General features: G+C 64.2%; 22 protein-coding genes. 1 reads left to right on the top strand and 21 read right to left on the bottom strand.

Features of this window, described 5'->3' with window-relative positions; all coding sequences use genetic code 11:
* Positions 1–199: 199 nt before the first annotated feature.
* The 8 genes from rpsO to rimP form a co-directional block, all read right to left on the bottom strand.
* A complete protein-coding gene (gene rpsO, locus LB566_RS14915) occupies positions 200–511 on the bottom strand; it encodes a 30S ribosomal protein S15 (protein ID WP_281405124.1) in 312 nt (103 codons plus the stop codon).
* Positions 512–650: 139 nt separating this feature from the next.
* Positions 651–1,745, bottom strand: coding sequence for a magnesium/cobalt transporter CorA (gene corA / locus LB566_RS14910; protein WP_140550085.1), 1,095 nt, complete (start codon positions 1,743–1,745; stop codon positions 651–653).
* 44 nt (positions 1,746–1,789) lie between these two features.
* Positions 1,790–2,761 carry a tRNA pseudouridine(55) synthase TruB gene (gene truB / locus LB566_RS14905; protein WP_224624952.1) on the bottom strand — a complete coding sequence of 324 codons (972 nt, stop codon included), beginning with the start codon at positions 2,759–2,761 and terminating at the stop codon, positions 1,790–1,792.
* Complete coding sequence (gene rbfA / locus LB566_RS14900; RefSeq protein ID WP_140550087.1) at positions 2,761–3,174, bottom strand: 30S ribosome-binding factor RbfA; 414 nt, start codon at positions 3,172–3,174, stop codon at positions 2,761–2,763. The genes truB and rbfA overlap by 1 nt, the downstream gene beginning before the upstream one ends.
* A gap of 113 nt (positions 3,175–3,287) precedes the next feature.
* Positions 3,288–5,861: a translation initiation factor IF-2 gene (infB, locus tag LB566_RS14895; RefSeq protein ID WP_140513170.1), complete on the bottom strand. Its 2,574-nt coding sequence runs from the start codon at positions 5,859–5,861 to the stop codon at positions 3,288–3,290.
* Positions 5,858–6,508, bottom strand: coding sequence for an RNA-binding protein (locus LB566_RS14890; RefSeq protein ID WP_224625052.1), 651 nt, complete (start codon positions 6,506–6,508; stop codon positions 5,858–5,860). The genes infB and LB566_RS14890 overlap by 4 nt, the downstream gene beginning before the upstream one ends.
* 38 nt (positions 6,509–6,546) lie before the next feature.
* Positions 6,547–8,142 (bottom strand): transcription termination factor NusA, encoded by a 1,596-nt coding sequence (nusA, locus tag LB566_RS14885; RefSeq protein ID WP_140496790.1) that lies wholly within the window; start codon positions 8,140–8,142, stop codon positions 6,547–6,549.
* A gap of 49 nt (positions 8,143–8,191) precedes the next feature.
* Positions 8,192–8,839: a ribosome maturation factor RimP gene (gene rimP / locus LB566_RS14880; protein ID WP_224624951.1), complete on the bottom strand. Its 648-nt coding sequence runs from the start codon at positions 8,837–8,839 to the stop codon at positions 8,192–8,194.
* Positions 8,840–9,132: 293 nt separating this feature from the next.
* Here rimP and LB566_RS14875 point away from each other — a divergent pair, with 293 nt between their 5' ends.
* On the top strand, positions 9,133–9,297 hold the full coding sequence (locus LB566_RS14875) for a hypothetical protein (RefSeq protein ID WP_140550089.1): 165 nt from the start codon (positions 9,133–9,135) through the stop codon (positions 9,295–9,297).
* 114 nt (positions 9,298–9,411) lie between these two features.
* On the opposite strand, the gene trmB is transcribed toward LB566_RS14875, so the two are convergent.
* The 13 genes from trmB to LB566_RS14810 form a co-directional block, all read right to left on the bottom strand.
* Positions 9,412–10,113 carry a tRNA (guanine(46)-N(7))-methyltransferase TrmB gene (gene trmB / locus LB566_RS14870; protein ID WP_224624950.1) on the bottom strand — a complete coding sequence of 234 codons (702 nt, stop codon included), beginning with the start codon at positions 10,111–10,113 and terminating at the stop codon, positions 9,412–9,414.
* A gap of 27 nt (positions 10,114–10,140) precedes the next feature.
* Positions 10,141–11,406, bottom strand: a complete 1,266-nt coding sequence (metK, locus tag LB566_RS14865; RefSeq protein ID WP_224624949.1) for a methionine adenosyltransferase — start codon at positions 11,404–11,406, stop codon at positions 10,141–10,143.
* 169 nt (positions 11,407–11,575) lie between these two features.
* Positions 11,576–11,995 (bottom strand): helix-turn-helix domain-containing protein, encoded by a 420-nt coding sequence (locus tag LB566_RS14860; RefSeq protein WP_140496800.1) that lies wholly within the window; start codon positions 11,993–11,995, stop codon positions 11,576–11,578.
* A 139-nt stretch (positions 11,996–12,134) separates the two neighbouring features.
* Positions 12,135–13,727, bottom strand: a complete 1,593-nt coding sequence (gene lnt / locus LB566_RS14855) for an apolipoprotein N-acyltransferase (RefSeq protein WP_224624948.1) — start codon at positions 13,725–13,727, stop codon at positions 12,135–12,137.
* A 154-nt stretch (positions 13,728–13,881) separates the two neighbouring features.
* The gene (locus tag LB566_RS14850; RefSeq protein WP_140550093.1) at positions 13,882–14,349 is read right to left on the bottom strand and encodes a VOC family protein; all 468 of its coding nucleotides are present in this window, start codon (positions 14,347–14,349) and stop codon (positions 13,882–13,884) included.
* Between the two features lie 10 nt (positions 14,350–14,359).
* Positions 14,360–15,454, bottom strand: coding sequence for a hemolysin family protein (locus LB566_RS14845; RefSeq protein WP_224624947.1), 1,095 nt, complete (start codon positions 15,452–15,454; stop codon positions 14,360–14,362).
* A gap of 28 nt (positions 15,455–15,482) precedes the next feature.
* Positions 15,483–15,989, bottom strand: coding sequence for an rRNA maturation RNase YbeY (ybeY, locus tag LB566_RS14840; RefSeq protein ID WP_224624946.1), 507 nt, complete (start codon positions 15,987–15,989; stop codon positions 15,483–15,485).
* A 17-nt stretch (positions 15,990–16,006) separates the two neighbouring features.
* Positions 16,007–16,999: a PhoH family protein gene (locus LB566_RS14835; protein ID WP_224518987.1), complete on the bottom strand. Its 993-nt coding sequence runs from the start codon at positions 16,997–16,999 to the stop codon at positions 16,007–16,009.
* A gap of 83 nt (positions 17,000–17,082) precedes the next feature.
* Positions 17,083–18,492, bottom strand: a complete 1,410-nt coding sequence (miaB, locus tag LB566_RS14830) for a tRNA (N6-isopentenyl adenosine(37)-C2)-methylthiotransferase MiaB (protein WP_224624945.1) — start codon at positions 18,490–18,492, stop codon at positions 17,083–17,085.
* Positions 18,493–18,555: 63 nt separating this feature from the next.
* Positions 18,556–19,356: a lysophospholipid acyltransferase family protein gene (locus LB566_RS14825; protein ID WP_224624944.1), complete on the bottom strand. Its 801-nt coding sequence runs from the start codon at positions 19,354–19,356 to the stop codon at positions 18,556–18,558.
* Between the two features lie 21 nt (positions 19,357–19,377).
* Positions 19,378–19,872, bottom strand: coding sequence for a ribosomal protein S18-alanine N-acetyltransferase (rimI, locus tag LB566_RS14820; protein WP_140496816.1), 495 nt, complete (start codon positions 19,870–19,872; stop codon positions 19,378–19,380).
* Positions 19,872–20,549: a tRNA (adenosine(37)-N6)-threonylcarbamoyltransferase complex dimerization subunit type 1 TsaB gene (tsaB, locus tag LB566_RS14815; protein WP_224624943.1), complete on the bottom strand. Its 678-nt coding sequence runs from the start codon at positions 20,547–20,549 to the stop codon at positions 19,872–19,874. The genes rimI and tsaB overlap by 1 nt, the downstream gene beginning before the upstream one ends.
* A gap of 109 nt (positions 20,550–20,658) precedes the next feature.
* Complete coding sequence (locus LB566_RS14810) at positions 20,659–21,765, bottom strand: DUF1513 domain-containing protein (protein WP_224624942.1); 1,107 nt, start codon at positions 21,763–21,765, stop codon at positions 20,659–20,661.
* Position 21,766 lies beyond the last annotated feature (1 nt).

Raw genomic sequence — 21,766 nt, 5'->3', positions numbered from 1 at the left:
CAATCGATCCGACTGGCCCTGCGCATGACCCCACAAGCAGCGGCTTGCGGAATGCGTCACGCGCAAACTCAACTTGTTGGAGCGTCCGTCCGGCATCCGAATGGGTGCGCGGCGCTCCAGTCCTGCATTCGAGATCGGATTGGTCCGGTGCTCAAATGCGCGACCGGCGGGCCCTTGTGAGGGCCCGCCGGTCAATTCGTCAACGGCGCAGGCCGAGCTTCTCGATCAGCGTCTGGTAGCGCGTGTCGTCCTTGCGCTTGAGATAATCAAGCAGGCTCCGGCGCTGGGAGACGAGAGCGAGCAGACCACGGCGGGAATGGTTATCCTTCTTGTGGTCCTTGAAATGGTCAGTCAGGTTCTTGATGCGCTCGGAAAGGATGGCCACCTGAACTTCCGGAGACCCGGTGTCGCCCTTGGCGGTTGCGAATTCAGTCATCAATTCCTGTTTGCGCTCGGCAGTGATCGACATCGTGTTTTTCCTTATCTGTTCGAGGAAACGGGTCGCCCTCAGCCGGGATGTCGTCCAGCAGGGGCCGGTGCAAGCAGAGCGTCATAGCGCTAAGCTGCGGCGCATATAGTGCAATTCCCAAGAAAACACCAGCCCAATTCACGAAGCCGGCTTTTCACGCCAAAACGGCAAGTTATCCCTGTCAAAGCCATTTCTTCCATTTGAAGAACGCAATCAGCCCAACCGCCACCACGGCCATGAACAGCAGAGCCAAGGGATAGCCGTAATAGGCCTTCAGCTCCGGCATGTTCCAGGGCGACGTCTCCGGATCGAAATTCATGCCCCAGACGCCGACCAGAAACGTGAGCGGCATGAAGATCACCGACACGATCGTCAGATAGGAGATGACCTCGTTGGTGCGTGCCTGGCTCAGCGACAGATGCATCTCGATGAGGCCGGTCAGCATGTCGCGCTGGTTCTCGACCAACTCGATCAGCCGCAGCGCGTGGTCGAGCGTATCGTTCAGGAAGACCTTGGTTTCGGCTTTCACATAGGACACGTCGTTGCGGATCAGCGTCGCCAGCGCGTCGCGCATCGGCCACAGAACCCCCTTCAACACATTGGCGTCGTGCCGCAATCCATGAAGCTGCTGCATCTGATGCTTGTGCGGCGCGTGCAGCATCTGGTCCTCGATGCTGTCGACGAGTTCGCCGGCCGCCTCGATCGGCGGAAAGTAGCTGTCGACGATGGCGTCGATCAGCGCATAGGCGAGATAGTCGGCGCCACGGGCGCGCAGCCGGTTCGGCGCCGAGCTTTCGATGCGCTTGCGCACCGGATCGAACGGATCGCCTTCACGCTCCTGGAAGGTGACGACGAAATTCTTGCCAAGGAAGACGGCGATCTGCTCGTAGCGGTGCGAGGCGACGTCGTCGATCACCCGCATGACCACGAAAGCGTGATCTTCGAAGAAATCCACCTTCGGCCGCTGGCCTGTGTTGACGACGTCCTCCAGCGCCAGCGGATGCAGGCTGAAGATGCGGCCGATCTCCTCGATCAGCTCGATATTGGCTAGGCCGGTGCAGTCCAGCCAGATGACCGGCCACTTTTCGCAATTGGCATTGACGTCGTCGATGCTGGCATTGTCGATCGTTTTGGACTTTTGCGGCGAGATCAGGGTGAGCCGCAGTTCCGAGCGTCGCGCCGCGGGATCGGCGATCAGCGTGCCGGGAGATGCGCCTACCGGCGGCCGCCTGATCCTGAGCGGCGCCCGTGTCTTGATCGCCTCAACCTTTGCCATGCGGTCCCTCGGATAGATGTCGCATAGAGATCAGATGAGGGTTCTCACCCGGCAAAAACCCGTTTGGGCTTGAACATGCCCTGCTCGACGGCGCCGATGGCCACCAGCTTGCCGCGCGCGGTCGCGCAGGCTTCTTCGGCCTCCACCGGCGCGTCGCGGCCGCGGATGATGACGGGATTGCCGAGGCGGATCTTCGTCGCCGCATCGTCGCTGATGGCGATCTGCGGCAGGCAGTCGAGTGCTGCCGAGGTGTCGACAAGCAGCGCATCGATCGCGCCAAAATCGATCGGCGCTTCTATCGTATCGGGGGACGGTTCCTGCGTGCCATGATCCTGCTCGCCGAAGCGCGCCGCCTCCAGTTCGGCGACGGTGACGAAATCCTCGGCAGTGAACGGCTCGACCTCGATCCGGCGCAGTTCAGAAATATGGCCGAAGCAGCCGAGATCGCGGCCCATATCGCGGGCCAGCGAGCGCACATAGGTGCCCTTGCCGCATTCGACCTCGAAAACCGTATGATCGGCCCCGTGCTCGACGATGTCGAGGCGGCCGATTTCGATCTCGCGCGCGGGAATATCGACCGTCTCGCCGTCGCGGGCGAGATCATAGGCGCGTTCGCCCGCGATCTTGATGGCCGAGAATTGCGGCGGCGTCTGCATGATGACGCCGGTGTATTTCGACAGCAGCGCCTGCACTTCGGCCTCCGCGGGACGCCGATCGGAGTCCCTCGTCACCGGACCTTCGAGGTCGTCGGTCGAGCGCTCCTGCCCCCAGGCGACGGTGAAGCGGTAGATCTTGGCGCCGTCCTGAACGTAGGGCACGGTCTTGGTGGCTTCACCGAGCGCGATCGGCAGCATGCCGGAAGCGAGCGGATCGAGTGTGCCGGCGTGGCCGGCCTTCTCCGCCTGGAACAGCCACTTGATCTTGGAGACGGCCTCGGTCGAGCCCATGCCGACCGGCTTGTCCAGCACCACCCAGCCCGAGACCGGCCGGCCCTTCTTCTTGCCGCGGCGCGCCATTATTCGCTGTCCTTATCGTCGTCGTTCGCATCCAGATCGCGCGATACTTCCGGCGACTTCAGGAGATCGTTGATCCTGGCGAAATTATCGAAGGAGGTGTCGAGCCGGAAGCGAAACTCGGGCATGTACTTCATCTGCCGCAGCGCGCCGGAGACACGGCCGCGGATGAACTTGGCATGCTTGTTGAGCGCCTCGACCACCGCGCCGGCGTCCGTGGCGCCGAGCGGCGAGATGAAGGCGGTTGCGATCTTGAGGTCGGGCGACATACGCACTTCCGAGACCGAAACCACGGCATTCTCGACCAGCGGATCGATGATCTCGCCGCGCTGCAAGGTTTCGGACAGCGCATGGCGCACCTGCTCGCCGACGCGCAGCATGCGCTGGGATGGGCCTGATGTGGTCGAACGGGGCATTTTTCTCGATCCTGAAAGCGTGGGGCGCGGGATAGGACCGTGCCTCATGTCTCAAATGTTAGCCAGGCGGCAGCCTCTCGGCCACCGCCTGGCATGACGGACGTCGCACGAACTCAGAGCGTGCGGGTTACCATCTCGACGCGGAAGCACTCGATGATGTCGCCGACGCGCATGTCCTCGTAGTTCTGAAAGGCCATGCCGCATTCCTGGCCGCCCGGGACTTCCGAAACCTCGTCCTTGAAGCGCTTCAGCGTCTTCAGCGTGCCTTCGTGGATGACGACGTTGTCGCGGATCAGGCGCACGCCCGCGCCACGCTCGACCTTGCCTTCGGTGACACGGCAGCCGGCGATCTTGCCGACCTTGGTGATATCGAAGATCTCGAGGATCTGCGCATTGCCGATGAAGGTCTCGCGACGCTCCGGCGAGAGCATACCCGACAGAGCCGCCTTCACGTCATCAACGAGGTTGTAGATGATCGAGTAGTAGCGGATCTCGATGCCCGCGGCCGCGGCGGCGGCGCGTGCCTGCACATTGGCGCGGACGTTGAAGCCGATGATCGCCGCACCCGACGTCTCCGCCAGCGACACGTCGCTTTCGGTGATGGCGCCGGCGCCGGCATGGACGATGCGCGCACGCACCTCGTCGGTGCCGAGCTTGTCGAGCGCCGCGTTGATCGCCTCGATCGAACCCTGCACGTCGCCCTTGATGACCAGCGGGAACTCCTTCAGTCCGCTCGTCTGCAGCTGCGACATCATCTGTTCGAGCGAACCGCGCTGGCCGGCATGGCGGGCAACCGCCTTCTCGCGGGCCAAACGCTGGCGATATTCGGTGATCTCGCGAGCGCGGGCCTCGTTGTTCACCACCGCGAAGCGGTCGCCGGCCTGCGGCGTGCCCTGGAGGCCGAGCACCTCGACCGGCATCGCCGGCGGCGCTTCCTTGACGTGTTCGCCACGATCATCGACCAGCGCGCGCACACGGCCCCATTCATTGCCGGCGACAAGGATGTCGCCCGGCATCAGCGTGCCGGTCTGCACCAGCACGGTGGCGACGGGGCCCCGGCCCTTGTCGAGCTGCGCCTCGATGACGACGCCCTCGGCGGTGCGGTCCGGATTGGCCTTGAGGTCGAGGATTTCGGCCTGCAGCAGGATCGCTTCGAGCAGCTTGTCGAGATTGGTGCCCTTGGTCGCCGACACTTCGACGTCCAACACCTCGCCGCCCATCGATTCCACGAACACCTCGTGGCGCAACAGCTCGGAGCGCACTTTCTGCGGATCGGCGTCATGCTTGTCGATTTTGTTGATCGCCACGATGATCGGAACGCCGGCCGCCTTGGCATGACTGATCGACTCGATCGTCTGCGGCATCACGCTGTCGTCGGCCGCCACCACCAGGATGGCAATGTCGGTGGCCTGGGCGCCGCGGGCGCGCATGGCCGTGAAGGCGGCGTGGCCGGGCGTGTCGATGAAGGTGATCTTCTGGCCGTTCTTCTCGACCTGATAGGCGCCGATATGCTGGGTGATGCCGCCGGCCTCGCCGGAGACGACATTGGCGTTGCGGATCGCGTCGAGCAGCGAGGTCTTGCCGTGGTCGACATGGCCCATGATGGTCACGACAGGCGGACGCGACACCAGGTCTTCCGGACGGTCGGCGATGTTGAACAGGCCTTCCTCGATGTCGGACTCGGCGACGCGGCGGACCGTGTGGCCGAATTCAGTGGCGACCAGTTCCGCCGTGTCGGCGTCGATGACGTCGCCCGGCTTCAGGATCTGGCCCTGCTTCATGAAGAACTTGACCACATCGACGGCGCGCTCGGACATGCGTTGCGCCAGTTCCTGGATGGTGATGGTTTCGGGCAGGATCACTTCGCGCATAACCTTCTCGCGCGGCTCATTGTGCATCGCGCGCTTGAACTTTTCCTGGCGGCGGCGCATCGACGACAGCGAACGGGCCCGCGCATCCTCGTCGGAAAGCGCGGAGTTCAAAGTCAGCTTGCCGCGACGGCGGTCTTCCTCGCCCTTGGTCGGCTTGGCCGGACGCGCCACTTCGGGCGTCACCAGACGGCGCACCGGCGCACCGGCGCCAGTCCGCTTCGGCTTGACCTCTTCTTCCTCGTCGGCGGTCGCCAGTTCGGCAGCCTGCGGCGCGCGGCGACGCGCCTCTTCCTCGGCGCGGCGGCGGGATTCGGCCTCGGCCTGCAACCGCGCTTCTTCCTCGGCCTGGCGGCGTGCGGATTCCTCGCGCTCGCGCTTGCGGCGCTCCTCATCCTCGGCGCGGCGCTTGGCTTCCTCGACGGCGCGCTGGCGGTCCTCGACCTCACGGGCCTTGGAGCCTTCGAGCGCCCTGCGGCGCGCTTCCATTTCGCTACGCGACAGCTCGTTCAACACCATGCCGCTACGCTCGACCGGTGCCGGCGGAGGTGGAGGCGGTGCCTTGGGTGCCTCCTGCACGACGGGAGCCGCCGCGACCGCCGGCTTCGGGGTGAACACGGGCGCCGCCACCGCCGGCTCCGGCTTGTCGCCGGGCAGCGAGAATTTGCGCTTCTTGGTCTCGACCACGACCGACTTGGTGCGGCCGTGCGAGAAGTTCTGGCGCACGGTGCCCTGTTCCATGCCGGGGCGCTTCAGCGTCAAGGTCTTCTTCGGCGTAACACTCAACGTCTTGTCGTCGCCCGATTTCGTATCGCTCATTCCATATCCTCTGCGGCCTCATCTTCGTCAGCAACGGCCGCAAGCATTGCCAGATCGTCCGGGGTACCGCCCCGATATCGGTCGAGCGCAACCATGCGCTTCTGGACCGCCTTACCCGCGTCTCCCGCGAGGACGGCAGCATGTATCACATTTGTACCCCCCAATGCCAAGCTCAACTCGGCCTCGGAGAAAAGTTTGTAGGCAAGGATGGAGGGGCCGCCAATATGGACGGTCGCCCGCCGCGCCTGGTTGATCTTGCGCACACCATCGTCTGAAGCTTCGGTCGCGTGGAGCACGAAAAGCGCCAATCCACCGCGCACCGCGCTCTCCACCTTGGTGGCGCCCAGCGCGATCGCCCCTGCCTTGCGAGCGAGACCCAGCATGCCAAGGGCGGATCTGGAAAGCAGCCCATCGACCATGCCGCCGAGATCGGGCGGTACGATCACCTGTGCCTTGAAGGCGCGGGCGAAGAGGTTCTTCGCCGCCGCCTTGTCGATATGTAGGCGGTCGGCGCTCACCCAGCAACCACGGCCGGGCAGATTTCTCTTGAGATCCGGAACGACGGCCGAATCCGGGCCGACGACGAACCGGATCAGTTCATCCGGTTCGGCCTGCTTGCGGGTGACGATGCAGGTGCGATCGTTCATCTCGTCCAAGGGCGGTTTCTGTGCGATGCGGTTTCACCTCACGCACCAACGGCTTCGTCAGCCGGCGCTTCTTCGGCTGCAAGCTCGTCTTCGGAAATCCAGCCGGCCTTGAGACGGGCCGCGAGCACCATCTGCTCGGCATCGGCGCGCGAAACGCCATGATCGGCCAGCACGCCCGGATACACCTTGGTCTCGCCGTCCTTGCGTTCCTTCCAGCCGGTGAGGTCGTCCGCGGCATAGCCGGCGAAATCCTCGATCGTCTTCACGCCGTCCTCGCCAAGCGTCACCATCATGGCGGTGGTGATGCCGGGGATTTCGCGCAGCTCGTCCTTGACGCCCAGCGCCTTGCGCTTTTCGTCGTGCTCGGCTTCGATCTTCTCCAGATATTCGCGGGCCCGGGTCTGAATCTCCGAGGCGGTATCCTCGTCGAAGCCGTCGATCGAGGCGATTTCGCCGGCATCGACATAGGCGACTTCCTCGACGCTGGTGAAGCCTTCGGAGGCGAGCACCTGGCCGACCATCTCGTCGACGTCGAGAGCTTCCATGAACAGCGCCGAGCGCTCGACGAATTCCTTCTGGCGGCGCTCGGATTCCTCGGCCTCGGTCAGGATGTCGATATCCCAGCCGGTGAGCTGCGAAGCAAGGCGCACATTCTGGCCGCGGCGGCCGATGGCCAGCGAGAGCTGGTCGTCCGGCACCACCACTTCAATGCGCTCGGCGTCCTCGTCGAGCACGACCTTGGCGACTTCCGCCGGCTGCAGCGCGTTGACGATGAAGGATGCGGCCGAGGGCGACCACGGAATGATGTCGATCTTCTCGCCCTGCAATTCGGCGACGACCGCCTGGACGCGGCTGCCGCGCATGCCGACGCAGGCGCCGACCGGATCGATCGAGCTGTCGCGCGAGATGACGGCGATCTTGGCGCGCGAACCGGGATCGCGGGCGACCGACTTGATCTCGATGATGCCGTCATAGATCTCCGGCACTTCCATGGTGAAGAGCTTGGCCATGAACTGCGGATGGGTGCGCGACAGGAAGATCTGCGGGCCGCGCTGCTCACGGCGCACGTCGTAGACATAGGCGCGGACGCGATCGCCATATTTGTAGTTTTCGCGCGGGATCAGCTCGTCGCGGCGGATGATCGCTTCGCCACGGCCGAGATCCACGATGACATTGCCGTATTCGACGCGCTTGACGGTTCCGTTGACGATCTCGCCGATACGGTCCTTGTATTCATCATACTGGCGGTCGCGCTCGGCCTCGCGCACCTTCTGCACGATGACCTGCTTGGCCGACTGGGCGGCGATGCGGCCGAAATCCATCGGCGGCAGCTGTTCGGCGATGAAGTCGCCGAGCTGGGCGTCGGGATTGCGCTCGCGCGCCGAGGAAATGGCGATCTGCGTGGCGTAGTCGTCGACCTTCTCGACCACTTCCATCAGTCGCTGGAGCTTCATCTCACCGGTGTTGGGGTTGATGTCGGCGCGGATGTTGGTCTCCTGGCCATAACGCGAGCGTGCCGCCTTCTGGATCGCATCGGCCATGGCGGCGATGACGATCGACTTGTCGATCGACTTTTCACGCGCGACCGCGTCGGCAATCTGCAGCAGTTCAAGTCTGTTGGCGCTTACAACCATGTTTTTTCTCCCGAGCCTGTTTGCCGGCCCTTGGGGCCTGGCAGCTCAATCAACTTTCCTGTTCGTGTTCTTCCGTAGCGCCCGAATCCGTACCCTCCGGTACGTCGTCGTCCGGTTCGCCGCGGCGTTTCCTGGCTTCCTTGCGCGCCCTGTTGTCCTTCGACAACGCATCACGGATGAGGTCGTCGGTCAGGATCAGCCGGGCTTCGGCAATGGCGTCGTAGGGCACGCGCACTGTCGGCTCCTCACCGTAGGCCGCCTTGTCGCGCTCGATCAGCACATCGTTCTCACCGGCTTCGGCGATCTTGCCCTTGAAGCGCTTGCGATCCGCGACAACGACCGATGTTTCCATCTTCACCAGATGACCGGTCCAGGTCACGAAATCCGATTTGCGCACCAGCGGCCGGTCGATGCCGGGCGATGAGACTTCGAGATGATACGCCTTCTCGATGGGATCGTCGACGTCGAGCGCCGGCGATACCGCACGGCTCACCTCTTCGCAATCCTCGACGGTCATGGTGCCGTCCTCGCGCTCAGCCATGATCTGCAGCGTCAGCCCGTTCTGGCCGGACAGATGCACGCGCACAAGGCGAAAGCCGATGCCGCGCAGCACCGGCTGGACGATCAGCGCGATGCGCGCATCGATGCCGCTTTCGCGGATGGTGCGATCGTCGCTCTCGCTTGCCGTTGACGTCATTCGATTCCTGTCGATCATTCTCTAGCCGTCGGCAGGTAATAAAAAAGAGCGGGACCGGGTGGACCCACTCTTCGTCATACCGACCAAGAATTTGAGGCTGATATAAACGATCCGCCCCCGTGTTTCAAGCCCGCCGTCCCAACTGCGCGCATGTCCGGTGCATTGGGCTTGCGCCAGGTGCATGCCATCCATGCGGCAACGGCCCTTGTTGGTCCTCAAGCCGCGCTCCTATCTGTGTTGCATTGCACAAAACGATAGCGATAGCGCGTTACCGCACGCAAAAGGACATGACAATGAACAGCCGCAAGGTTTTTTCCGCCATAGGCGATCTCTTCACCACATTCGGCAGCGCCGTAGCCGCGTCGCGGGCTGTGGAAGCCGGCCGCAAGCCGCGCGTCCACGATCTGCGCAGGCTCGGCATGGATCCGACGGCTTTCGACAAGATCGGCCGTTTCTGAACTCCGGCCAGCGGGCGACATTCGATTTCTGTGCCCCGCAACAGTTGAAGATCGCGCCCTCACGAGGGGCGCCCAGATCCTGATGCCCAAATCCCGATGCCTAGGTCCCGATGCCTAGGTCCTGATGAAGGTAAGGTAGGCCGGCCGCCTGCCCTCGCGGACGGCTTTCGCCTCGTAGCGGGTGCCTGGCCAGCCATCGTAGGGGCGATGCCAGTCGGCGGCCTCTGAAGCCTGCCAGGCGAAACCGCCATGCGCGCGGCAATGCAGCAGGGTCCAGTTCACATAGGTGTCGATGTCGGAAGCGAAACGGAACTCGCCACCACGCTTCACAACGCGTGCGAAACGCTCGAGATTGACCGGACTGACGAAACGGCGCTTCCAGTGCTTCTTCTTCGGCCACGGATCGGGATAGAGCAGGTCGATGCCATCGAGCGAGGCCTGCGGCAGCCAGTCGAGCAGTCGGGTGGCGTCGTCGTCATAGACCCTGAGGTTGGCCAGCGGCTTTTCCCGCACCGCCGTCATCATCTTGGCCATGCCGTTGACGAAGGGCTCGACGCCGATAAAGCCGGTCATCGGCGCTTCGGTCGCGCGATGCAGGAGATGCTCGCCGCCGCCAAAGCCGATTTCGAGGCGAACGGCGGAAACATCGGCTTCGAACAGAGCCCGCAAATCCGACGGCGCCTCGGTCGTCAGATCGAGCCGATAGGTGTCGAGGCCGCTTTGCAGCGCCGCCGCCTGCTGCGGGCGAACCGGCTTGCCGCGCCGACGGCCGAAGAAGGCTTCTGTCGCGCGGCTTGGCCTGTCTCCGGAGTTCATCGGCTGATCAAGGCCCCGTCGCCGCCCTCAGGCAGCGACGGCATCCTTGAGCGCCTTGGCGAGATCGGTCTTTTCCCAGGAAAAAGATCCATCGCGGCCGGCCTTGCGGCCGAAATGACCGTAGGACGAGGTCTTGGCGTAGATCGGCTTGTTGAGGTCGAGGTGGCGGCGGATGCCGGACGGCGACAGGTCCATCACGCTGCGCAGCGCCTCCTCGAGCTTTGCCTCGTCGACCTTGCCGGTGCCGTGCAGGTCGACATAGACCGACAAGGGCTGGGCAACGCCGATGGCGTAGGAAAGCTGGATGGTGCAGCGGTCTGCAAGTTTCGCCGCCACAACGTTCTTGGCCAGGTAGCGCGCCGCATAAGCGGCCGAACGGTCGACCTTGGTGGTGTCCTTGCCCGAGAAGGCGCCGCCGCCATGGGGCGCGGCGCCGCCATAGGTGTCGACGATGATCTTGCGGCCGGTCAGCCCGGCGTCGCCATCAGGCCCGCCGATGACGAACTTGCCGGTCGGATTGATGTACCACATGCAATCGTCGGCGATCTTGAGGTCACCCAGTGCCTCGCGGATATAGGGCTCGACGACCTTGCGCACCTTCTTGGAATCCCAGCTCGCATCGAGGTGCTGGGTCGACAGCACGATCTGCGTCGCCTCGGCGGCCTTGCCGTCGATATAGCGGACGGTGACCTGGCTCTTGGCGTCCGGCCCGAGCTTGCCGGCATCGCCGTTGTTCTGGTGGCGGGCAGCGGCCAGAAGCTCGAGGATCTTGTGGCTGTAGTAGATCGGCGCCGGCATCAGGTCCGGCGTCTCGCGGCAGGCATAGCCAAACATGATGCCCTGGTCGCCGGCACCCTCCTCGCCCTGCCGGTCGGAGGCATTGTCGACGCCTTGGCCGATGTCGGGCGACTGGCCATGCAACAGAACGTCGATCTTGGCCTTTTTCCAGTGGAAGCCGGCCTGCTCATAGCCGATCTCGCGGATCGCCTTGCGGGCGACCGACTTGAACTTCGCCGGGTTGACGACCGGATGGCCGGCGGCATCCCTGAGGATGTTGCCTTCCTTGTCCTTCTTCAGCAGCGTCTCGGGGACGCGCACCTCGCCGGCGATGACGACGCGGTTGGTGGTCGCCAGCGTCTCGCAGGCGACGCGGACTTTCCACGGGTCCATGCCCGTCTTCTTGGCCTCACGGTAGACCAGGTCGACGATCTCGTCGGAGATCCGGTCACAGACTTTGTCGGGATGGCCCTCGGCAACGGATTCCGAGGTAAAGAAGTAGTTCTGCCGCGTCACGGGTGTCCCCTCTTGAAAAACGATCGGCAGGCTGCCGATTTGGCGCGCCACGTGTTAGCGGGGCGAAGCGCCGCTCGTCAAGCGGTGCCGCCCTTCTGGCATGAATGTCGATGTCGATATTTTGTACCACCAGCGGCCGGAATGCCGCCGGTTCGAGTACTGTTGCGGATCAGTCGGAATCTTCGGACGCCAGCGACTTCACCAGGTCTATGATCCTGCGACGCACCTTGACGTCGGCGATCTTGACGAAGGCCCGGTTGAGCTGAAGGCCCTCCGGGCTGCCGCAGAATTCCACGGCGAAAGCCATCGAAGCATCCTCCGCGAATCCGCGGCCGGCCGGGCTCTCCTGGCCCGGCGCATCCTCGAAAAAGAAGGCGACAGGCACGCCGAGTATGGATGCTATCGCCTGCAGGCGGCTTGCGCCGACACGGTTGGTGCCCTTTTCATATTTCTGTATCTGCTGAAATGTGATGCCGAGGTTCTCGCCTAGTTTTTCCTGGCTCATTCCCAACATATTGCGGCGAAGCCGGATGCGACTTCCAACATGGATGTCGATCGGATTCGGTTTCTTCTTGTTATCTTCTGTCATTTTTTCCTCGCCGAATTTTTTCGGCTTTGTGATTTTTTTCCTACCCAAACAAAGCCGGAGGCGACTGCCCCAACAGAACGATCCACCGACTTCGAGAAATTTTCAGGCGTTACAGTATGAGTTTCTAATGTGTCGACTGTCAATTCACCCGTAGCCTTTGCCTTACATTGAACAGGACGGCAGTCAGGGCAAACAGCAACATGATCAGCATTCCGTTAATGCGCAGCTGGCCGGCGGACACGACCGCCTGCCGCGAGATTGGCACACGGACGTCGATGGCCCCGCGCGCGTCGATCGCCAACGCATCGACGATGCGCCCGCGTGAGTCGACAACCGCCGAGATGCCGTTATTGGCCGCACGCAACAAGGGCAACCCGTTCTCCACCGCGCGAATCTGAGCCTGCCTGAAATGCTGATAGGGACCCGGCGTATCGCCGAACCACGCATCGTTGGTAACGTTGACAATAAGCTGCGCTGACGTTGCGTCAACCGCCACCAACTCAGGAAAGATCACCTCGTAACAGATGAAGGGCAAGGCGCGGACGCCGTCCGGCAGCGTGATCGCATGCCGCTCATTGCCTGCCGTGAAGGTCACCGGGCCAGCGACCAGTTGTTCGATGCCGAAACGGTCGAGCAGGTCGGCGAAAGGCAGGTATTCGCCGAACGGCACCAGATGGACCTTGTCGACGGCGTCAGCGATTTCGCCCTTGTCGTTGATCGCCACCACGGAGTTGTAATAGCGGCTGCCGGCACCGGCCGCCGGACCGCCTTCCTCGCGCACGACGCCGGCGATCAGCATCTGGCCGGCGTCCAGCATGTCGCCCAGTGCGGTCAACGCGTCCGGCCGCTCGGTGAGGAGGAACGGGACCGAGGTTTCGGGCCACAGGATCAGTTTCGGCTTTTCATGGCCGGGGTCCGGCGCCTTGGCCGACAGGCCTATCAAGGTGGCGAAGATGCGGTCGCGTACCGAGGCGTCCCACTTTTCCGAAAGGTCGACGGCCGGCTGGACGATGCGCACATCGATCGTGCGGGTCGCAGGCGCGGCCGGAGCGTTGAGCCTGAGATAGCCGAAGCCGGCATGAGCGGCGACCAGCACGACAAGCAGCGCGACGCCAAGACGAAGATGGGTGCGCGCCGCCAGCAGCGCCGGCAGCGAGAAGACGAACACGGCGAGCACGTTCATGCCGACCATGCCGGTGACCGAGACGCTCTGCATCAGCAGAGGCACCGGCATTGCCGCGTAGCCGATCGCATTCCAGGGAAAGCCGGTGAACAGGAAGCCGCGCAGCCATTCGGCCAAGCCGAAGGCGGCGGCCAGGGCCGCGATGCGGCCGATATCGTTGCTCCACAGGAGCCGGGCGACCATGGCCGCAAAGCCGTAGAAGAAGGCCAATGCAAAGGGAATGCCGACCACCGCGAAGGGCAGCGCCCAGGCGAAACTGTCGGCCTCTACAAGCAGGGCCGAGCCGATCCACCACAGGCCGGCGAGGAAATAGCCGAAGCCGAACCACCAGCCGACGGCAAAGGCCGGCCGCAGCCGCGCAAACAGGCTGCCCGAGGCCTCACCGGTCGCCCCGTCGAGCAGCCAGACCAGCAGCGGAAACGAAATGAAACAGGCGGCAAAGAAATCATACGGCGCCTGGCCGAGCACCGCCAGGGCGCCCGCGAGGAACGCCACGAGCGCACGCCGCCAACCCCAAAACAGAATTATCCGGCCGGCCAGGCGGTTCATGCATGGTTCCGAGTCGTGCGAATCACGGCAGCAGATTTATCAGGCCGCGGCCTGCGCTCCAAACTTCGGGTGGCCTGCCGTGAAACCCACTCACCACTGCTGGAGCCATCACGCAATTCCAGACGCAAAACCGTACACGTTTTCTGGAATTGCTTTAGCGGTGCCACCCTTCTATGCGTACGTCGCCGAGCCGTTCGGCCTCTTCCAGCGGAACCGAGCGGATGGTCTGCGTGAAGGTCCAGACATGGCCCTCGGGATCGCGCGCCCGATATTGGCGCTCGCCGTAGAACTGGTCCGCCGGCTCCTGGATTATACCGGCACCCGCCGTCCGCGCCTGCTCGCAATGTGCATCAATGCCGTCTTTCAGCCTGACATAGACCGACTGCGTGTTCTTGCCCGAGACCGAGGCCGGGCTGGCGACGTAGTCGCTCCATTCGGAATCGACGATGATGTAACAGTTGCCGAACCGCATCTCGGAATGGACGAGCTTGCCGTCGGCATCGCTGACCACCATGCTGCGTTCGAAGCCGAAAGCTGCTTCCAGCCAATCCAGCGCGGCCCGCGGATCCCTGTAGAACACGCCGGATCCCAACGCGGCATGCTTGAAGGGGTCTTCGGTCATCCGCGGGCGCTTAAGCCTGCTCGGTGCGCGCCGCGGCGCGGCGGCGGCGTTCGCCCTTCTGGTTCTGCACGATGCGCACGCGCTTGACGCGGCGCGGATCGGCGTCGAGAACATGGAACTCGAAGCCAGGGATGGCCTGCACCACCTCGCCGCGCGCCGGCACCCGGCCAAGCGTGTTGAAGATCATGCCGCCGATGGTGTCGACATACTCGCCATGTTCACCGGCGGCGAAATCCCCGCCGATCATCTTGGCAACCTCGTCGATCTCGGCCTTGCCGTCGACGATGAACACGCCTTCACCGGTCTGGGTGATCAGCGGCTCGTCGTCGTCGTGCTCGTCCTCGATGTCGCCGACCACCATCTCGACGATGTCCTCGAGCGAGACAAGCCCGTCGGTGCCGCCATATTCGTCGATGACCAGCGCCATCTGCGTGCGGGTCGTCTGCATGCGGCCCATCAGATCGGAGGCCAGCATGGACGGGGGCACGAACAGCACCGGCCGGATCAGGTTCAGTTCGCCTATGGTGCGCGAGAGATCGACCTGGGTGAGGTCGAGAACCGTGGCGGCGGGTGTCTTCCTGGTCGCCCGGCCCCTCCTGACGCGCGCAATCTTGGTGATATGGGCCAGCACGTCGCGGATATGGACCATGCCGCGCGGGTCGTCGAGCGTCTCGGCATAGACTGGCATGCGGGAATGGCCGGACTGCTCGAACACGCCAAGCAGATCGCCAAGCGTGGTCGCGATCTCGACCGCCTCGATGTCGGCGCGCGGCACCATGACGTCCTCGACGCGCACCTCGCGCAGCCGCAGGATGTTGTTGAGCATGGCGCGTTCGCCCGGCGAGAAGGATTCGACATCGCTCGTCGTCTCGGCGAGCGCGCCGGCGATCTCCTCGCGCAGGCTAGTTCCGTTGCGTTGCCTGAACAGGCCCAAAACGCGGTTGAACAGGGAGGGGCCGGCAGGCGACGGCTCACTGGCGGCGCTGCCGGTGTTGGCAACACCAGGGGTAACGGTACTCGGACTTGATCCCTCTTCCGACGTATCGGAAGCCTTGGTCGCACTGCCGGCGTCGGCGCGGGCGGCAGTCTCTGGTTTGTCGTTCATCTTCGTCCGGTCAATTGGTTAGAAGTAGTTACGCATAGGGATCGGGAATGGCAAGTCTGGCGAGCGCGGCGCGCTCGATCGCCTCCATCTCCTCGGCCTCCACGTCCGTCTCGTGATCATGGCCCATGAGATGCAGCAGGCCGTGGATGACGAGATGGGAAATATGGTTCTCCAGCGGCTTGTCTTCCAGTGCCGCCTCGCGCGCCACAGTCTCCGCGGCCAGCACGATATCGCCGAGCATCGGCGGCAGCGGACCGCCCTTGGGGAAAGGAAAAACCGGAAAAGACAAGACGTTGGTGGGCTTGTCCTTGCCGCGCCAGCCGGCGTTGAGCGCCCGGATGTGGGCATCGTCGGAAAAAACGACGCTGAGTTCGGAATGGCCAGCCACACCCATCTCGGCGAATGCCGCGGCGGCGGCGGCGCCGACCAGCCGGACAAGCTCGGCTTCGTCCGGCCAATGCCCGGCCTCGACCGTCAGATCGATGTCGACGGGCAGCGGCGGAGCCGGCCCGTTCGGCGTTTCGGGCTCAACCATGAGGTCGCTCGATCAAATCAGCCTTCGGTCCCCAAGCCGCGGGCGAGCTTGCCGTCACGGTCGTAGGCCTTGACGATCTCGGCGACCAGCGGATGCCTGACGACGTCGCCTTCATTGAAGCGGACCGTCACCATGCCGGTCACACCGTCGAGGATCCGGAGCGCCTCGACAAGGCCGGACTTGGTGTTCTGCGGCAGGTCGATCTGCGTCGGGTCGCCGGTGACGATCATGCGCGAATTTTCGCCCAGACGGGTCAAGAACATCTTCATCTGCATCGGCGTGGTGTTCTGTGCCTCGTCGAGGATGACGGCGGCATGCGCCAGCGTGCGGCCGCGCATGAAGGCGAGCGGCGCGATCTCGATCACCTCGGCGGCGATGGCGCGTTCGACCTTGTCGGCCGGCATCATGTCGTAGAGCGCGTCATAGAGAGGCCGCAGGTAGGGATCGACCTTCTCCTTCATGTCGCCGGGCAGGAAGCCCAGCCGCTCGCCGGCCTCGACGGCAGGCCGCGACAGCACGATGCGCTCGACCATGCCGCGTTCGAGCAGCATCGCCGCATGCGCAACCGCCAGATAGGTCTTGCCGGTGCCGGCCGGGCCGATGCCGAACACCAGTTCCGAGCGCTCCAGCGCCCGCATATAGGCATCCTGCGTGAGCGAGCGGGCGTAGATCGTCTTCTTGCGCGTCGATATCTGGGCGGCCGAGACCTTGCCCTTGCGCTCCAGTGTCGGCAGCGTGAGCTGGTCATCGGCGGCGACCGCCATGCGCACGGCGCCGTCGACATCGGACTGGCCGATATCCACCCCCTTCTGGAGGATGCCGTAGAGGTTGTCGAGCGCGCGGCGGGCCTGCTCGGCGGCGGAAGCCGACCCCTTGATGGTCAGCTGGTTGCCGCGCGAGCGGATGTCGACGCCCAGTTTCTGCTCGAGCCGGGCGAGGTTCTCGTCGAACTGGCCGTAAAGGGCGCTGGCAAGCTTGTTGTTGTCGAAAGTCAGTACGATGTGCGCCATGTCAGAAGCCCCAGATGCCGGTACCGGGGGCAGGTTCTTCAGCTCCGCTGCGCTCAACCGTCTCTCCTCATCTGCCGAGGCCATCAGACCAATTCGGCGAACAGGCTATTGTAGCCCGTCTTCGTGATTCGCACCTGGATAATGTCACCGATTTCGCCGGCCTTTTCATCAACAATAACGGGCTGAAGCCAAGGTGAGCGGCCGACCTTCTGGCCGGCTTGGCGACCGGGCTTCTCGATCAACGTATCTATGGTGCGGCCGACGAGACTCAAGCCGAAATCCTGCTGCTGCTTCAAAAGCAGCGCCTGGAGCCGCTGCAAACGCTCGTCCTTGACCGCTTCCGGCACATGGCCGGCCATCTCGGCGCCCGGCGTGCCGGGGCGCGGCGAATATTTGAACGAGAAGGCCGAGGCGTAGTTCACCTGGCGTACCAGTTCCATCGTCGCCTCGAAATCGGCTTGCGTCTCGCCAGGGAAGCCGACGATGAAATCGCCCGACAGCGCGATATCGGGCCGCGCGGAACGGATGCGGTCGAGCAGCGCCAGATAATCATCCGCCGTATGCCTGCGGTTCATCGCCTTCAGGATGCGGTCGGACCCGGATTGCACCGGCAGATGCAGATACGGCATCAGTTCCGGCAGGTCGCGATGGGCCGCTATCAGTTCGTCATCCATGTCGCGTGGATGGCTCGTGGTGTAGCGCAGGCGCGCCAGCCCGGGGATTTCGGCCAGCCTGAACAGAAGGCGGCCAAGGCCCCATTCCTCTCCGTTCTCGCCTTGTCCGTGCCAGGCATTGACGTTCTGGCCAAGCAGCGTCACCTCGCGCACTCCGGCCTCGGCCAGGCGCTCGGCTTCGGCGACGATCTGTGCCACCGGCCGCGACACTTCGGACCCCCTTGTGTAGGGCACGACGCAGAAGGTGCAGAACTTGTCGCAGCCTTCCTGGACGGTGAGGAAGGCGGTGACGCCGCGCTTGATCACCTCGGCGCGCTTCGGCTGCGGCAAGTGCTCGAACTTGTCCTCGATGGCGTAGTCGGTCTCGACGATCTTCTCGCCGCCGCGCACCCTGGCCAGCACGTCCGGCAGCCGGTGATAGGTCTGCGGGCCGATGACCAGGTCGACGGCGGGCGAGCGGCGGATGATCTCGGCGCCTTCGGCCTGCGCCACGCAACCGGCGACACCGATCAGCAATTCGCGGCCGGCGGCGGCGCGTTCGGCCTTCATTTCGCGAATGCGACCGAGCTCGGAATAGACCTTTTCAGCCGCTTTTTCCCTGATATGACAGGTGTTTAGCAGCACCAGATCGGCTTCGCCGATGGTCTGCGTCGCCGTGTAGCCGTCGGTGGCCAGCGCATCGGTCATGCGCTGCGAATCATAGACGTTCATCTGGCAGCCATAAGTCTTGACGAAGACCTTTTTCGCTGCCGCGGAAATCACTGCCTGCTGTCCAGCCGCAGTGCCGATGTCGTCGCTTTCAACCGTGTTCAAGTCCATCGGCGGCTTCTAACGCCTTTCCGTGACAAAAAACAGACGATTCTGCCTGGGGGTCTTCGGGATTCAGCGGCTCGGGCGCGGCGCGGCCAGTGCCGCCTGCATCATTTCGCGCACGCGGCTTTCCATCAGCTTCGCCGTTTCCTTCCGGTTCGACCCCTTGGCGAAGGCAATCGGTTCGCCGAAATGCACCTCGACATCGAGCGCGCCTTCCGCCATCAGCACCTTGAGGTGCGGCATCAGATCCTCGTCGCCGATCCACGCCGCGATCGGCCGGTGCCGGCGGCCGAGCGGCACGCCATGCAGCCGGGTATAGGCGATCGCCACCGGCTGGATGAAGACCTGCTCCGCCGCGCCCTCCGAAATCGCCATCGAGGCGGCGCCGAACAGCGTGCTCTTGAACGGCAGGACGATGTTGCCGTCGCCGGTCGAGCCCTCGGCAAACAGCACCATGGCATCGCCCTTGGCCATGCGGTTGGCGATCTCGCTCGCCTGGTCGCCGGACGAGCGCTTGCGCTCACGCTCGATGAAGACGGTGCGCTGGAGCTTCGACAGCATGCCGATCAGCGGCCAGCCTTCCATGTCGGCCCTGGCGATGAACTTCACGTCGGCAAAAGAGCCCAGCACCATGATGTCGGTCCAGGAGATGTGATTTGAGGCGATGAGCAAGGGCCGCCGGTCGGACATCGCGCCGTTGACATGGATGCGCATGCCGAGCGCCCTGACGATCAGCCTGTGCCATATCTTGAGGATGAAGGTTTCCGGCCACCAGCCGGTCTTCATCGACAGGACCTGCAAAGGCACCAGGATCAGCGACCCGGCGACGACCAGCCCTATCGCCAGGAAAATCCTGATTTTTCCGATCATCGCTCCACCCCGAAACCCTGGCTAGCGAAGATCGCGGCGCATGACAAGCGCGCCGGTCGGGCCATGCTCGGGCGACCTGTAATAGTTGGGGCGCTTGCCGACCTCGCGGAACCCGAGACGCCTGTAGAGGGCGATCGCGGCGACATTGGTCTCGTCGACCTCGAGGAAGAGCGCTTCGGCGCGCTGCGCGTGCAGTTCGCGCAGCACCGCGTCCATCAGCTGCCAGCCTAGCCCCTGGCGGCGATGCGACCGCGCCACCGCGACGGTCAGGATCTCGCCCTCGCCGGCCGCCAGCCGGGCCAGCACGAAGCCGACCGGTGGCTTGGCGCCCTGCCCGGTTTCGCGCGCGGCATAGCCGAATACGGTGTCCTGTTCGAGCAAGGCCGCGAACTCGCCATCGGTCCAGGGGCGGACGAAGTCCTCGCGGTGCAGCAGCGAGACCGCCGGACTGTCGGTGGTCCTGAGCGGTTCGAGCGCGTAATCGCGGCGGCGCGGCTGGAGAAAAGGTATGCGCATTATTTCCCTTGCCTGGAAAGTATGAACCCGGCCTGCGGCTTGGCGTCGGCGCCGCGCAGATAAAGAGGTTTCGGCCTCTCGCCCTCGCCCTTGGCGGCCGCCAGGCGGGCGTAGGTGAGAATGTCCGCGGTCGCCGTCTCGGGTCCGGTGTCGAAGGCGCGTCCGGCGGAGGCCGCGATCCGCGTCGCGGCGGTTCCGGCGAGCACCGAAGACCGCTCGCTCGCCATGGCCACGGCATCCGCCAGCGTGACCACGGCCGGACCGTAAGTCAAAACCGACATTTCATCATAGAGAGCGGCATGGATCTCCTCGCGGCCGGCATCGAGCGCGGCCAGCACGGCGCGGCCGGGAAATGCCCCTGCCGCCTCGGCCGCCAGCGCCTCGAGCGTCGTCACGCCGACTGCAGGCACCTTGAGCGCCAGCGCCAGGCCACGCGCCGTGGAAACTCCGACACGCAGGCCGGTGAAGGAACCGGGGCCGACGGAGACGGCGATGGCGCCAAGGCCGGCATAGGCGGTTGCGCCGGCCTTCAGCGCCTCGGCGATGACTGCCATCAGATGCTCGGCATGGCCCTTGCCGAGATCGAGCACCGCGCGGCCGAGCTCCTGCCTCGCCCCGGCGTCATAGACGCAGGCAGCGCAGAGGTTGGCGGCACAATCGATGGCAAGCACTTTCATGAAACGACCGGTTCGAAAACAATTCCCTGTGCCTGCCACAGCGCGCCACCGCAAGGGGATAGCGCATAATTTGTTAAGCGGCTTCGCTCCGACGCAGCGGGAAAGGTGTCTAGGCGCCCCGCTCGATGCGCAGCATGTGATTGTCCCAGACATAGTCCGGTTCCGACCGCGTCGCGCCATTGCCTTCTATGATCTCGCCTGCGCCCGTCGTCGCCATGAAGCCCCCCTTGTCCGGCGCCACGCCGCAGACCTCGACCAACGCACTGGTCGCGACCACCTTGCCGCTCGCCGCCTCGATCACCACAAGCGAATCGCCTTCCGGCGAAGAGACGGCGAGGGTGCCGGCAGCCGGATTGGCGGCGACGGAACCGATATAGTTGCGGAAGCCGGACAGGACATCCCGCGGCATGTCGAGGAGTTGCAAATCCTTGCCGCGCGCCGCGCGGCCGACCAGCAGCGGACGGTCGGTGCCGGGTCCCCTGTACTGGCAGCCGAACCAGACTGTGCCGGTCTGGTCGGCGTCCATGTGGCGGATCGACAGCTGGTGCAGCGCCGCCGGCAATTCGTGCTTCTCGACCAGGTCGCCGGTGATACGGTCGATGAGCACATAGGATGGCTTCATGGTGGCGATGTTGAGCTCGGCGCGGCCATAATCGGGATGGGTCTCGATGCCGCCATTGGCAACGGCGATCGTCCTGCCGTCGCCCAGGAACAGAACCTCGTGGGGCCCCATGCCATAGGTCGGGAATTCACCAAGGCGCTTGAATTTCGCCCGCGCGTCGTAGACGCCGACGACGCCGGCCGCGTTGTCGAAATCGTTCTCGGTGGCGTAAAGCAAGGCGCCGTCCGGGGAGAATACGCCATGACCGAAGAAATGCCGGCCGGTGATGCTGGCGATGGTCAGCGGTTCATCGCGCCCGGCGTGATCGAAGACCACGGCAAAGGTGCCGGGCTGGCGGGCGAAGACCACCGAGCGCTTCGATATGGGATCGAAGGTGACGTCGTGGCCGCGGTCGGGCAAGTCGATCGCGTGCAGGAGCTTGCCGGCCTCGGACAGGATTGCAGCGCCATAGCTGCCGTCGCGCTTGACGAAGGCGGTGGCGAAGACGGCATCGGCGGCAAGCGTGTTTGCCCAGGCCGGCGGCGCCATCGCCGCCACGAAGCCTGCTCCCGCGGCTCTCAGGAAATCGCGACGGTCGATGAGGGAGGTTTTCACG

Source organism: Mesorhizobium sp. CA13, assembly GCF_020165235.1.
GTDB lineage: Bacteria > Pseudomonadota > Alphaproteobacteria > Rhizobiales > Rhizobiaceae > Mesorhizobium.
The sequence above is the reverse complement of the archived record's forward strand: the minus strand, read 5'-3'. Positions and strand labels throughout refer to the sequence as shown.